Origin of the sequence: Streptomyces sp. NPDC056224 (assembly GCF_042267665.1) — a bacterium.
In the GTDB taxonomy this organism is placed as follows: Bacteria; Actinomycetota; Actinomycetes; order Streptomycetales; family Streptomycetaceae; genus Streptomyces.
In genome coordinates this window covers 292904-304971 of record NZ_JBHJTK010000005.1, presented here as the reverse complement: position 1 = coordinate 304971, position 12068 = coordinate 292904, and the positions used below count along the sequence as shown (strand labels likewise).

At 70.5% G+C, this 12068-nt stretch carries 11 protein-coding genes and 4 tRNA genes; 7 read left to right on the top strand and 8 right to left on the bottom strand.

Annotated features, from left to right (window positions below):
- Positions 1-31: 31 nt before the first annotated feature.
- From ACFCZ1_RS10410 to ACFCZ1_RS10400, 3 genes are read right to left on the bottom strand one after another with little or no spacing between them, the layout of a single operon-like run.
- Positions 32-406 carry a fluoride efflux transporter FluC gene (locus tag ACFCZ1_RS10410; protein ID WP_376677955.1) on the bottom strand — a complete coding sequence of 125 codons (375 nt, stop codon included), beginning with the start codon at positions 404-406 and terminating at the stop codon, positions 32-34.
- Positions 403-882, bottom strand: a complete 480-nt coding sequence (locus ACFCZ1_RS10405; RefSeq protein WP_376677954.1) for a CrcB family protein — start codon at positions 880-882, stop codon at positions 403-405. Before ACFCZ1_RS10405 ends, ACFCZ1_RS10410 begins: the two co-directional genes overlap by 4 nt.
- On the bottom strand, positions 879-1229 hold the full coding sequence (locus tag ACFCZ1_RS10400; protein WP_030726307.1) for a metallopeptidase family protein: 351 nt from the start codon (positions 1227-1229) through the stop codon (positions 879-881). The genes ACFCZ1_RS10405 and ACFCZ1_RS10400 overlap by 4 nt, the downstream gene beginning before the upstream one ends.
- Before the next feature lie 127 nt (positions 1230-1356).
- Here ACFCZ1_RS10400 and ACFCZ1_RS10395 point away from each other — a divergent pair.
- The 3 genes from ACFCZ1_RS10395 to ACFCZ1_RS10385 all read left to right on the top strand — a co-directional run bounded on the left by ACFCZ1_RS10395 (position 1357) and on the right by ACFCZ1_RS10385 (position 1641).
- Positions 1357-1429, top strand: a tRNA-Glu gene (locus ACFCZ1_RS10395).
- 39 nt (positions 1430-1468) lie between these two features.
- Positions 1469-1542: transfer RNA gene (locus ACFCZ1_RS10390), tRNA-Asp, on the top strand.
- A 22-nt stretch (positions 1543-1564) separates the two neighbouring features.
- Positions 1565-1641, top strand: a tRNA-Phe gene (locus ACFCZ1_RS10385).
- A 38-nt stretch (positions 1642-1679) separates the two neighbouring features.
- Here ACFCZ1_RS10385 and ACFCZ1_RS10380 read toward each other — a convergent pair.
- The 3 genes from ACFCZ1_RS10380 to ACFCZ1_RS10370 are packed head-to-tail and all read right to left on the bottom strand — an operon-like array spanning position 1680 to position 3738.
- Positions 1680-2516, bottom strand: coding sequence for a cytochrome c biogenesis CcdA family protein (locus tag ACFCZ1_RS10380; RefSeq protein WP_376677953.1), 837 nt, complete (start codon positions 2514-2516; stop codon positions 1680-1682).
- On the bottom strand, positions 2513-3223 hold the full coding sequence (locus tag ACFCZ1_RS10375; RefSeq protein ID WP_376677952.1) for a DsbA family protein: 711 nt from the start codon (positions 3221-3223) through the stop codon (positions 2513-2515). Before ACFCZ1_RS10375 ends, ACFCZ1_RS10380 begins: the two co-directional genes overlap by 4 nt.
- A 50-nt stretch (positions 3224-3273) precedes the next feature.
- The gene (locus ACFCZ1_RS10370) at positions 3274-3738 is read right to left on the bottom strand and encodes a hypothetical protein (RefSeq protein WP_376677951.1); all 465 of its coding nucleotides are present in this window, start codon (positions 3736-3738) and stop codon (positions 3274-3276) included.
- A gap of 121 nt (positions 3739-3859) precedes the next feature.
- Between ACFCZ1_RS10370 and hrpA the strand changes: the two genes are divergently transcribed.
- A complete protein-coding gene (hrpA, locus tag ACFCZ1_RS10365) occupies positions 3860-7783 on the top strand; it encodes an ATP-dependent RNA helicase HrpA (RefSeq protein WP_376677950.1) in 3924 nt (1307 codons plus the stop codon).
- Positions 7784-7852: 69 nt separating this feature from the next.
- Positions 7853-7926 (top strand) — tRNA-Asp (locus ACFCZ1_RS10360).
- 664 nt (positions 7927-8590) lie between these two features.
- Here the strand turns inward: ACFCZ1_RS10360 and bldC are convergent.
- Together bldC and ACFCZ1_RS10350 are read right to left on the bottom strand one after the other, a co-directional pair.
- Positions 8591-8797 (bottom strand): developmental transcriptional regulator BldC, encoded by a 207-nt coding sequence (gene bldC, locus ACFCZ1_RS10355; protein WP_003949541.1) that lies wholly within the window; start codon positions 8795-8797, stop codon positions 8591-8593.
- Positions 8798-9375: 578 nt separating this feature from the next.
- A complete protein-coding gene (locus ACFCZ1_RS10350; protein ID WP_376677949.1) occupies positions 9376-10230 on the bottom strand; it encodes a hypothetical protein in 855 nt (284 codons plus the stop codon).
- Between the two features lie 184 nt (positions 10231-10414).
- Here ACFCZ1_RS10350 and ACFCZ1_RS10345 point away from each other — a divergent pair, with 184 nt between their 5' ends.
- Both ACFCZ1_RS10345 and ACFCZ1_RS10340 read left to right on the top strand, forming a co-directional pair.
- Positions 10415-11509, top strand: a complete 1095-nt coding sequence (locus ACFCZ1_RS10345; RefSeq protein WP_376677948.1) for a Leu/Phe/Val dehydrogenase — start codon at positions 10415-10417, stop codon at positions 11507-11509.
- A 289-nt stretch (positions 11510-11798) separates the two neighbouring features.
- Positions 11799-12059: a DUF3073 domain-containing protein gene (locus ACFCZ1_RS10340; protein WP_328926452.1), complete on the top strand. Its 261-nt coding sequence runs from the start codon at positions 11799-11801 to the stop codon at positions 12057-12059.
- The last annotated feature ends 9 nt before the right edge of the window (positions 12060-12068 follow it).

Sequence of the window (12068 nt, the reverse complement as noted above, 5' to 3'; positions counted from 1 at the left end):
CAACTCCCATTGCCCCGTAAGGGACACGCCCTCAGCCGAACAGCTGCTGCGCCACCTGCGACCCGAGGTGTACGGAGCCCAGCCCGACCAGCACCGAAGCGACCACGTTCGCCGCCGCGAGGAACCGCCAGCCGCGCTCGGCCAGCCGCAGCGTCTCGTACGAGAACGTCGAGTAGGTGCTCAGCGCCCCGCACAGGCCCGTCCCCAGCAGCAGGTGCAGCCGCGAGGAGGCGGCCCCGGCCAGCAGCGCACCGGTCAGCACCCCCAGCACCAGGCAGGCGGCCGCGTTGGCCACGAAGGTCCCCCAGGGGAACACCGAGTCGTGCCGCGCCTGCACCGCACGGTCCGTCAGGTACCGCAGGGGCGCGCCCAGGACCGCGCCCGCGACCACGAGCAGCCAGTTCACCGGCGCCCCCGCCACCGCCACGCCCACCGGGTCACCGAGGCGGCCGCCCACACCGCGCCGAGCGCCGCGGCCACCGTCAGCCCGGCATAGGCCAGAGCGGTGCCCGCCTCCCCCTCGTCCAGGAGCCGCGAGAAGTCCACCGCGTAGGTCGAGAAGGTGGTGAAGCCGCCGAGGATCCCGACCCCGACGAAGGGCCGCACCAGCGGATGCGGCGCCGACCGGCCGCCCTCACTGATCAGCACCATCAGTACGCCGATCAGCGCGCAGCCGGCCGTGTTGATCCACAGGGTCGCCCACGGGAACGCCGCGGGCCCGGCCGGCCACAGCAGGGACACCCCGTAGCGCGCCGACGACCCGAGCGCCCCGCCCGCCGCCACCGCCGCGAGCACCCGGCCCCGGGGCTCGGCGGCTTGCGCGGGAACGTGCAGGTCGACGTCCGGGTCGATCGCCTCCCCGCCGGGGACCGGCCGGGTCACCCGTAGCCCAGGGCGTGCAGCCGGTCGTCGTCGATCCCGAAGTGGTGGGCGATCTCGTGCACCACGGTGACCTCCGTCTCCGCGACCACGCTCTCCCGGTCCTCGCACATCCGCAAGGTGGGGTTCCGGTAGATCGTGATCCGGTCCGGCAGCACCCCGGCGTACCACTCGCCGCGGTCCGTCAGCGGGGTCCCCTCGTACAGACCGAGCAGCTCGGGGTCGTCGGCGGGCGGCTCGTCCTCGACGAACACCGCCACGTTGTCCATCAGCCGCGTCAGCTCCGGCGGGATCCGGTCCAAGGCCTCTGCGACGAGCTCTTCGAACTCCTCGCGCGTCATCTCCAGCACCGGGCCATTCTCCCTCCGGCAGCGGCGCCTCCCGCTTGCCGGGGGGAAACCGTTTTGGCGATAGCTCCCCGGATCCCATATGCTTCTCACGTCCCCGACGCGCTGGAAAGTGCCCGGCGGGCCTTTAGCCCTCATCGTCTAGTGGCCCAGGACGCCGCCCTTTCAAGGCGGTAGCACGGGTTCGAATCCCGTTGGGGGTACGCATTACCGTGTGCAAGACTTGGTCTCGCACACTGCAAGGTCCTGTGGAGCAGTTGGTTAGCTCGCCACCCTGTCAAGGTGGAGGTCGCGGGTTCAAGTCCCGTCAGGATCGCTGAAGCCGGAAACGGTTTCGTGGCTGGGTAGCTCAGTTGGTACGAGCGATCGCCTGAAAAGCGATAGGTCGCCGGTTCGACCCCGGCCCCAGCCACCATCAAGAAGGCCCCGTCCATCGGACGGGGCCTTCTGTGGTTACTCCCCTTCGGTGACCGCCCGAACCTTGCGGCGCCACTGCACCAGCCCGACGGCCGCCGCCCCCGCCGCGACCAGTCCGAGCAGCGCCGCGTCCGGGACCGCGGCAGCCAGGGTCCGGACCCGCTGCTCCACCGCGAACGAGTCGTCCACGTCCAGCAGCCCCGGCAGCGCGCTCGCCCCGTCGAAGGCCAGGAACATCGCGCCCAGCGCGATGAAGAACAGCCCGGACAGCAGCGAGGTGGTGTGCAGCTCGAAGCGGCCCGCCCGCAAGGCCCTGCCGCGCAGCCAGCGCCGCCTGCCCAGCTCGAAGCGCTCCCACAGCAGGGCCAGCACGAACAGCGGTACGGCCATCCCCAGCGCGTAGACGGCGAGCAGCAGGCCGCCGTAGACCGGGCTGCCGCTGACCGCCGCGACCGTCAGGACGCTGCCCAGGATCGGGCCGGCGCAGAAGCCGGCCAGGCCGTAGACCGCGCCGAGGGCGTACACCGACAGGGCGGTCGTCGGCCGGATCCTGCCCGACAGCTCCGAGGCGCGCTTCGAGGCGAAGCCGAGGCCGAGGATCTGGGCGAGTCCCAGCGCGATGATGAGCCAGCCGCCGGCGAGGACCAGCGCGTCACGGTTGCCGTGGAAGAACCGCCCCGCGTACGAGCCGGCCGCCCCCAGCGGTACGAGGGTGCTCGCGAGGCCCGCGTAGAAGATTCCGGTCCGCGCCAGCAGCCGGGACGCCGAGTCGATCGAGTACGCGAAGAAGGCGGGCAGCAGCAGGGCGCTGCACGGGCTGAGCAGCGCGAGGAGGCCGCCGAGAAGGGCGGCCAGGTATCCGATGCCGGTCACTCGCCCGCCGCCGTCCTGGCCCGGGTGATGGCCGCGGTGAAGGCGCCGATCGGCTGGGCGCCCGCGATCGGCTGCCCGTTGACCAGGAAGGACGGGGTGGAGGTGACGCCGATGGCGTAGCCCTCCTCCCGGTCCTTCGCCAGGGCGGCGGCGGCCTGCTCCCCGGCCATGTCCCGCTTGAAGCGCTCCAGATCGGGGACGCCTGCCTGCCGGGCCAGCTCCAGGAGGCGGTCCTCGCCGAAGCCCTTCTCCTTGGCCCCGTCGGCGTACGCGGCTTCGTGGAACTGCCGGAACCGGTCCTGCTGCCCGGCCGCCCAGGCGGCCTTGGCGGCGGCCTCGGAGTCGGCGCCGAAGATCGGGAAGTTGCGCCACTCGATGCGCAGGATGCCGTCGTGCACGTACCGCTCGATCAGCTCGGGCTCGGTGTCCCGGGCGAACTTGCCGCAGTAGCCGCACTTGAAGTCGGAGTACTCGATCAGCACGACGGGCGCGTCCGGCCTGCCGACGGCGAGTTTGTCGCCGGCCTCGCGGCGGGCCAGCGCCTTCAGCCCGGCGGCGGGGTCGGTACGGGGCGCGGCGGAGGCCGCGGGACCGCCGGTGGGCTCCTCGGCGGGGGCGGTGGCCTGCCAGGAGACGAGGCCGAGGGTGATCGCCGCGACCGCGATCGCGGCGGAGAGAAGGAGGGGCTTGCGGGCGGAAGAAGACACAGGGGTACTCCAGAGGTACGGATGACAGGGGACCGGCACGACCGGTCCCCCTAGATCCGCATCACGGAGAGCTCCACCGGTCCGGGGGCCGGCCCGTCGGGTCCGCGGACGAGGATCCGTACGGGCGCCGCCGCGTACGGCCGGGCCGCCTCGGGGCACAGCCGCGCAGGCGGGAGCTGGGCGTGGTCGGACCCGGTGCGCGGCGGTACGGCGGGGAGGCCGCCGTGGTCCGGGGCTCCGGGGGCGCACGAGGGCCCGCGGTCGTCGGCGGCCGCGGTGACGTGGCGCCGCGCGGCGTCCGGGGCCGTCACCGGGCCCGGCCCGGCCGTGGCCGCGATCAGGCCCCGGGCCACGTTCGCCGACGGCTGCGCCGCGACCGTCCACCCGGCGGCCGGGCCGGCCGTGGCGGAGCCCGCCACGGCCGGGAGCACCGCGCAGATCACCGCGGCCAGGCAGGCCACGACTGCCAGAGCGGCGCGGTCCCATCGGCACCGGAGGCGGCGGGGGCGGGACATGGTGGGCGGCCTCTCATTCGCGTACGGCGTGGAAACTGGCGCAGTCGTCCCGAAATGGTACGGGTCCTCCTCACAAATGCGTTCGCCACCCGGCGGCCCCGGGTGAGATCCTCGACCAGGTATGTCTACTTCCTTCGCCGCCCTGCAGACGCTTCTCGGTGAGATCTCCCTCCGCGACGCGCACCGCCTCGGCCGCCGCCTCGAGGGCGCCCGCCGCATCCGCAAGCCCGAGGCCAAGCAGGCCGTGCTCGACGAGATCGCCGCGGAGGCCGAGAAGGCCGCCGCGCGACTGGCCGGCCGTGCCTCGCGGATGCCGGAGGTCACGTATCCCGAGAACCTGCCCGTCAGCCAGAAGAAGGACGAGATCGCCGAGGCGATACGCGACCACCAGGTCGTGATCGTCGCGGGCGAGACCGGCTCCGGCAAGACCACGCAGATCCCCAAGATCTGCATGGAGCTGGGCCGCGGCGTCCGGGGCATGATCGGGCACACCCAGCCCCGCCGGATCGCCGCCCGCACGGTCGCGGAGCGCATCGCCGAGGAGCTGAAGTCCGAGATCGGCCGGACGGTCGGCTGGAAGGTCCGGTTCACCGACCAGGTGGACCAGGACGCGACCTTCGTGAAGCTGATGACCGACGGCATCCTGCTCGCCGAGATCCAGACGGACCGCGAGCTGCGCGCGTACGACACGATCATCATCGACGAGGCCCACGAGCGGTCGCTGAACATCGACTTCCTGCTCGGCTACCTCGCCACGCTGCTGCCCAAGCGCCCCGACCTCAAGGTGATCATCACCTCCGCGACCATCGACCCGCAGCGGTTCTCCCGGCACTTCGGGGACGCGCCGATCGTCGAGGTCAGCGGGCGGACGTACCCGGTCGAGGTCCGCTACCGGCCCCTGCTCGAAGAAGAGGGGGACGACAGCGACCGCGACCAGATCACCGCGATCTGCGAGGCCGTGGACGAGCTCCAGTCCGAGGGGCCGGGCGACATCCTGGTCTTCCTGTCCGGCGAGCGCGAGATCCGTGACACGGCGGACGCCCTCAACAAGCGGAGTCTGCGCTTCACGGAGGTGCTGCCGCTCTACGCGCGCCTCTCGCACGCCGAGCAGCACCGCGTCTTCCAGCAGCACACCGGCAGGAGGATCGTCCTCGCGACCAACGTCGCCGAGACCTCCCTCACCGTCCCGGGCATCAAGTACGTGATCGACCCGGGCACCGCCCGGATCTCCCGCTACAGCCATCGCACCAAGGTGCAGCGCCTGCCCATCGAACGGATCTCGCAGGCCAGCGCCAACCAGCGCAAGGGCCGCTGCGGCCGCACCAGTGACGGCATCTGCATCCGGCTCTACTCCGAGGACGACTTCGACGCCCGTCCCGAGTTCACGGACGCCGAGATCCTGCGCACCAACCTGGCCTCCGTCATCCTCCAGATGACCGCGGCCGGCCTCGGCGAGATCGAGAAGTTCCCCTTCATCGACCCGCCGGACCACCGCAACATCCGCGACGGCGTGCAGCTGCTCCAGGAGCTCGGCGCGCTGGATCCCTCCGAGAAGGATCCGAAGAAGCGGCTCACGCCGATGGGCCGCCAGCTCTCCCAGCTCCCGGTGGACCCGCGCCTGGCCCGCATGGTCGTCGAGGCCGACAAGAACAACTGCGTGCGCGAGGTCATGGTCATCGCGGCGGCCCTGTCCATCCAGGACCCGCGCGAGCGCCCCTCGGACAAGCAGACGCAGGCCGACCAGAACCACGCCCGGTTCAAGGACGAGACCAGCGACTTCCTGTCGTTCCTGAACATGTGGCGCTACGTGCGCGAGCAGCAGAAGGAGCGCGGCTCGTCCTCCTTCCGCCGGATGTGCAAGCAGGAGTACCTGAACTTCCTGCGGATCCGGGAGTGGCAGGACATCTACTCGCAGCTGCGTACGGTCGCCAAGACCATGGGCATCCACGTGAACGAGGCCGACGCCCCCGAGCAGCACGTCCACATCTCCCTGCTGGCGGGTCTGCTCTCGCACATCGGCCTGAAGGACACCGAGAAGAACGAGTACCTCGGCGCCCGCAGCGCCAAGTTCGCCATCTTCCCGGGCTCGTCGCTCTTCAAGAAGCAGCCGAAGTTCGTGATGTCCGCCGAGCTGGTGGAGACCTCGCGGCTGTGGGCGAGGGTCAACGCCAAGGTGGAGCCCGAGTGGGTGGAGCCCCTCGCGCAGCACCTGATCAAGCGCACGTACAGCGAGCCGCACTGGGAGAAGGACCAGGCGGCCGTGATGGCGTACGAGAAGGTCACGCTGTACGGCGTGCCGATCGTGGCCCAGCGGAAGATCAACTACGGCCGGATCGACGCCGAGGTCTCGCGCGAGCTGTTCATCCGCAACGCGCTGGTCGAGGGCGACTGGCGGACCCACCACAAGTTCTACGCCGACAACCGCAAGCTCCTCACCGAGGTGGAGGAGCTGGAGAACCGGGCGCGGCGCCGCGACATCGTCGTGGACGACGAGACCCTCTTCGACTTCTACGACCAGAGGATCCCCGAGCACGTGGTGTCGGGGGCGCACTTCGACTCGTGGTGGAAGCACAAGAAGCGGGACGAGCCGGAACTGCTCGACTTCGAGCGGGAGATGCTCCTCACCGAGAAGGCCGCCGGGGTCACCAAGGCCGACTATCCGGACTCCTGGCGGCAGGGGCAGCTGAAGTTCCGGGTGACCTACCAGTTCGAGCCGGGCGCGGACGCCGACGGCGTGACCGTGCACATCCCGCTCCAGGTGCTCAACCAGGTCACCGACGAGGGCTTCGACTGGCAGATCCCGGGTCTGCGCGAGGAGGTCGTCACCGAGCTGATCCGCTCGCTGCCGAAGCCGATCCGCCGGCACTACGTGCCCGCGCCGAACTTCGCGACCCGCTTCCTGGACACGGCGGTTCCCCTGCAGGAGCCGCTGCCCGTGACGCTGGCGCGCGAGCTCCAGCGGATGGTCGGGGTCCCGGTGTCCGCCGAGGACTTCGACCTCACCCGGATCCCGGACCATCTGAAGATCACCTTCCGGATCGTCGACGAGCGTCGCAGGAACCTCGCCGAGGACAAGGACCTGGAGGCACTGCGGCTGCGTCTGAAGCCCAAGGCCCGCCAGGCCCTGTCCAAGGCCGCCGCGGCCACGGCCGAGCGGGCGGGCGGGGAGTCGGTGGAGCGCACCGGGCTCACCGGCTGGACGATCGGCACGCTGACCAAGGTCTTCGAGACCCGTCGGGCGGGCCAGCCGGTGAAGGCGTACCCGGCGCTGGTGGACGAGGGCACGAGCGTGTCGGTACGGCTCTTCGACACCGAGGCCGAGCAGCAGCAGGCGATGTGGCTGGGGACGCGCAGGCTCATCCTGCTGAACATCCCCGTGAATCCGGCGAAGTTCGCCTCGGACCACCTGACCAACCAGCAGAAGCTCGCCCTCTCCAGGAACCCGCACGGCTCCATCCAGGCGCTGTTCGACGACTGCGCCACCGCGGCGACCGACAAGCTGATCGCGGACCACGGTGGCCCCGCGTGGGACGAGGCGGGCTTCCGCAAGCTCTACGAGGCCGTCCGCGCCGACCTCGTGGACACGACGGTGCGTACGGTCGGCCAGGTGCAGCAGGTACTGGCCGCCTGGCAGGCCTGTGAGCGCCGGCTGAAGGCCACCGGCAGCCTCGCGCTGGTGGCGAACCTGCAGGACGTCAAGACGCAGCTGGCGGCCCTCATGCCGGCCGGCTTCGTGACGCTCACCGGGCTGCGCCGGCTGCCGGACCTCATGCGCTACCTGGTGGCGGTGGACCGGCGGCTCCAGCAGATGCCCACGGGCGTCCAGCGCGACACCACGCGCATGGAGAAGGTCCACGAGATGCAGGACGAGTACGCCTGGCTGCTGGAGCAGTTGCCGAAGGGGCGGCCGGTGCCCACGGCGGTCACCGACATCCGCTGGATGATCGAGGAACTGCGGGTCAGCTACTTCGCGCACGCGCTCGGGACGGCGTATCCGGTCTCCGACAAGCGGATCGTGAAGGCCGTGGATGCGGCGGCCCCGTGATCCGGTTCGACTGCACCCCCTGAGCTGCGGTACAGTCTGATTCGCAGCCGCCCAGCGGCCGCAAATCGAGGACCTGTGGAGCAGTTGGTTAGCTCGCCACCCTGTCAAGGTGGAGGTCGCGGGTTCAAGTCCCGTCAGGTTCGCAGAAACGTCAGGGCCCGTATCCCCCAGGGGATGCGGGCCCTGACGCGTTGGCGGCAAAACTTCCGGCCGGCCTCGGCGCCTTCGGCGTTCTCGGCACCTTCGGCACCCCCGGCGGTCCCGAGGTCCTGCGCGGCCCGCACGGCCCCGGACACGTCCGCCCCCGCTCCGCGACCTCCCGCGCCCCGCCCGGCGGCCACAGCGGCTCGTGGCGGCCCCGCCGGGGCGCACGCAGCGGCCGGCTGCCGCCCGTCGCACCGCCCCGCCGTCGCACCGGTCCGCCCTGCACCGCCCTGAGGTCGAGATTCCCCCGTTCGCATGATGCGCCGCAGGAGGCGCGCCTCCTTACGGGGAACACGGCCGGTAATACAAGAGTGATCATCTGTGACGGGAGTCACCGCACGGGTTTTTGGGACATGTGCTTTTATCGCACCCATACACCCGCTCAATTTAATATGTGCAATGGCACCTACCCGAAGGCTCCGCCGCGTCCACTCGACACCGCCTTGACCTGGGCATAAAAAAGATCGCGCTGGACCCGGCGGAGTCCAGCGCGATCGACGACTGAGGTCCTGTTGGGGCAGGTCCGGCCGTATGAAGCTATGTGGGTTTCATCGGATTGGGGGACCCGATATAGACCCGTTAAAGCGGGGTGTTTGCGCGACCTCAGGCCTCGCTGCGCTGCTGCGGAATTCCCGCGAGCAGGGCGCGAACCTCAGCCTCGCGGTAACGGCGGTGTCCACCCAGGGTGCGGATGGACGTGAGCTTGCCAGCCTTGGCCCAGCGAGTGACCGTCTTCGGGTCCACGCGGAACATCGTGGCAACCTCAGCCGGGGTCAGCAGCGGCTCGGCATCAGGGGTGCGAGCGGTCATGAGCGGCCTCCTCGGGAGAACCGAACCATCTCGGTTCTTTCCTCTAAATTCTGCACCTTGGCCCGCGTTGCCCGAAATGGACACACGCGGGCCGAGTCGGTTATAGGACGAACGGCTTGTCCTCGGCACTACAACTACACCATCCGTCCAGCCCTAAGGGCCAAACCGACGGAATTGCCCTCCGAGGTGTTCATCAGCGGCGGAAGCCGATGGACCGTCCCATAACGGACAGTCACCCCACTGTGACGATCAGTCACAGAGTGATCAGGAAGCGATCAGGAGCCGTCAGACCCCCCGTAGAGCGCAATGCCGAGCATTCCGCCCTTAGTTGGGCGGAAGGAACCCTCCCCGGACTCCTTGTCCTATTTTGGCACGAGGGTAGGGGAAGGGCGCAAGGGTGTGGTTAGTGCGGTCCGTCACGCTTGGGCCAATGGCCCGTATCGGGACGTAGGTCCTGGAGCTTAGTCCTGAATGCCATGATCAAGGCCCTGATCAGCCATTTATGACCGTTCGGACGATACGCGGTGGTCCGTACGGGTGCCGCGAGACCTGCCGGGGCCGGTTTCGGCCCCCGGGAACTAATTCGCGAACAGTCTCTCCCGGACCGCCCTCCACCGGTCCGCCAGCTCCCCGTAAGCCTCGGCCGCCCCCTCCTCGTCCCCCGCCCGCAAGGCCGCGATCCCCGCCGCCAGCTCACCCGCCGACCGGTCCGCCGCGAGCCGGTCCGCCGGCAGCGCGTGCAGCAGCCCGCCATAGTCCAGTTCGACCATCGACCGCGGGTGGAACTCCTCCAGCCAGCTCCCGACCTCGACCAGGCCGTCGGCGAGCGCCCCGTACCCCTCCGCCTCGCGCAGGGTCCGCAGGGCCCGCGCGAGACGTCGCCGCGCCTGCACCATCGGCGTCCGGTAGCGCAGCCGCTCACCCGCCACGTACTCCCGCTCCTCGTCGGCCACCAGCACGAACCAGCGCAGGGGCACCTGCCACACGCCCGTACGGATCCAGGGGCGCGCGTCCGGGTTCCGCTCGCGCCAGCGCTCGTACTCCTCGGCCGCCCGCCTGCGCATGAGCGGGGGGAGCGCCGCGTCCAGCACCGTGGGCGGGAACCACTCGACCAGCTCCTGGAGCGCCAGCCAGCCACGGAGCCGGGTGCGCCACGGGCAGACGAGCAGCACCCCGTCGACCTCCGCCGTGAAGGCGTCCGCGCTCTCCTGCGCCGGCACCCCCACCCGGGGCACCCGGACCAAGTCCGTGAGCGATCTGCGCAGTTCGTCCTGGGCGGTCGGGGCCGTCCCGCGCCGGGCGTAGTCGGCCCAGTGCGTGCGCTCCTCCTCGGGAAAGGCCGCCAGGGGCTCGTAGACACGCAGGTAGGAGGCGTACGGGACGGTCGGCGCCGAGCGCGCGGAGGGCAGCAGGGGATCCGGGGTTTCGCTCACGCCCTCCTCTTCCCCCGCGCCGCCCGGACGTACTCCGGGGGGCCGTCGCAGCACGGGAGGATTCCGATCCTCGGACAGGACGACTACGCGCGCCCCGGAGGTCTTACGCTGCTCCCAGCACGCCCTCCCCCCACCCGCAGGGCGGGCGTCATTCCGCCGCATCTCTTCCATGGGAGTCACCACCGTGACCGAAATGACCGACGGCGTCCTGCACACCCTGTTCCGCACGGAACAGGGCGGCCACGAGCAAGTCGTGCTGTGCCAGGACCGAGCCACCGGCCTGAAAGCCGTCATCGCGATCCACTCCACCGCCCTGGGCCCCGCCCTCGGCGGTACGCGGTTCCACGCGTACGCCTCCGACGAGGAGGCCGTCCTCGACGCGCTGAACCTCTCGCGCGGCATGTCGTACAAGAACGCCCTCGCCGGTCTCGACCTCGGCGGCGGCAAGGCCGTGATCATCGGTGACCCGGACGTCCTCAAGAGCGAGGAACTGCTGCTGGCCTACGGCCGGTTCGTGGAGTCCCTCGGCGGCCGCTACGTGACCGCCTGCGACGTCGGCACCTACGTCGCCGACATGGACGTCGTGGCCCGCGAGACCCGCTGGGCGACCGGCCGCTCCCCCGAGAACGGCGGCGCGGGCGACTCCTCGGTGCTCACCGCCTTCGGTGTCTTCCAGGGCATGCGCGCCAGCGCGCAGCACCTGTGGGGCGACCCGACCCTGCGCGGTCGCAAGGTCGGCGTGGCCGGCGTCGGCAAGGTCGGCCACTACCTGGTCGAGCACCTGCTGGAGGACGGCGCCGAGGTCGTGATCACGGACGTGCGCGAGGAATCCGTGCGCCGGATCCTCGACAAGCACCCGGGCAAGGTCACCGCGGTCGCCGACACGGACGCACTGATCCGCGTCGAGGGCCTGGACATCTACGCCCCCTGCGCGCTGGGCGGCGCCCTGAACGACGACTCGGTCCCGGCCCTGACCGCCAAGATCGTCTGCGGCGCGGCGAACAACCAGCTCGCCCACCCCGGCATCGAGAAGGACCTCTCGGACCGCGGGATCCTCTACGCCCCGGACTACGTGGTCAACGCGGGCGGCGTGATCCAGGTCGCCGACGAGCTGGTCGGTTTCGACTTCGACCGCTGCAAGGCCAAGGCCACGAAGATCTTCGACACCACTCTGGAGATCTTTGCTCGCGCGAAGGCGGATGGCATTCCGCCGGCCGCCGCGGCCGACCGGATCGCCGAGCAGCGGATGGCGGACGCCCGCGCCGCGCGCGCCGTCTAGGCATCCGCCGGGGCTCCCGGAAGCGCCCGCCGGGGTGCGGCGAGACGGAACTCACTGCACTTCGGCGGGTCGCGGGCCAGGAAAGCGTTAAAATCGCGGTGACCAGCGAGGACGGGGCGCCTTGTTGGTTCTGCACCGGGGCGCGTCATGCGGGCGGCGTACCGTATGGCCGCGGAAGCAGGTACCGTTAAACCCCTACGGACGGTCTCTCCACGGAGAGCCCGCTCCGAACCATGAACGCGTGTCAGACTCTGGGGCCGTCGAGCCCCGTCACCGAGGGGGTCGAGCCATGGGGCGCGGCCGGGCCAAGGCCAAGCAGACAAAGGTCGCCCGCCAGCTGAAGTACAACAGCGGCGGGACTGACCTCTCGCGTCTGGCCAATGAGCTGGGCGCATCGCCGACGGATCCGCTGCCTGTCAGCGAGCCGGTCGAAGTCGATGACGATCTGGACGACGACGACCCGTACGCCAAGTACGCGGATCTGTACAACAGCGATGACGACGACGAGGACGAGGAGTCCGGTCCGTCGGCACAGCGTCGCGGCGCTTGACGCCCTGAG

Bases quoted from the DNA above. Each gene is read 5' to 3' on its own strand.
- hrpA (WP_376677950.1), top strand. From the start codon at position 3,860: ATGTCTACTTCCTTCGCCGCCCTGCAGACGCTTCTCGGTGAGATCTCC.
- bldC (WP_003949541.1), bottom strand. From the start codon at position 8,797: ATGACCGCTCGCACCCCTGATGCCGAGCCGCTGCTGACCCCGGCTGAG.
- ACFCZ1_RS10340 (WP_328926452.1), top strand. From the start codon at position 11,799: ATGGGGCGCGGCCGGGCCAAGGCCAAGCAGACAAAGGTCGCCCGCCAG.
- ACFCZ1_RS10370 (WP_376677951.1), bottom strand. From the start codon at position 3,738: ATGTCCCGCCCCCGCCGCCTCCGGTGCCGATGGGACCGCGCCGCTCTG.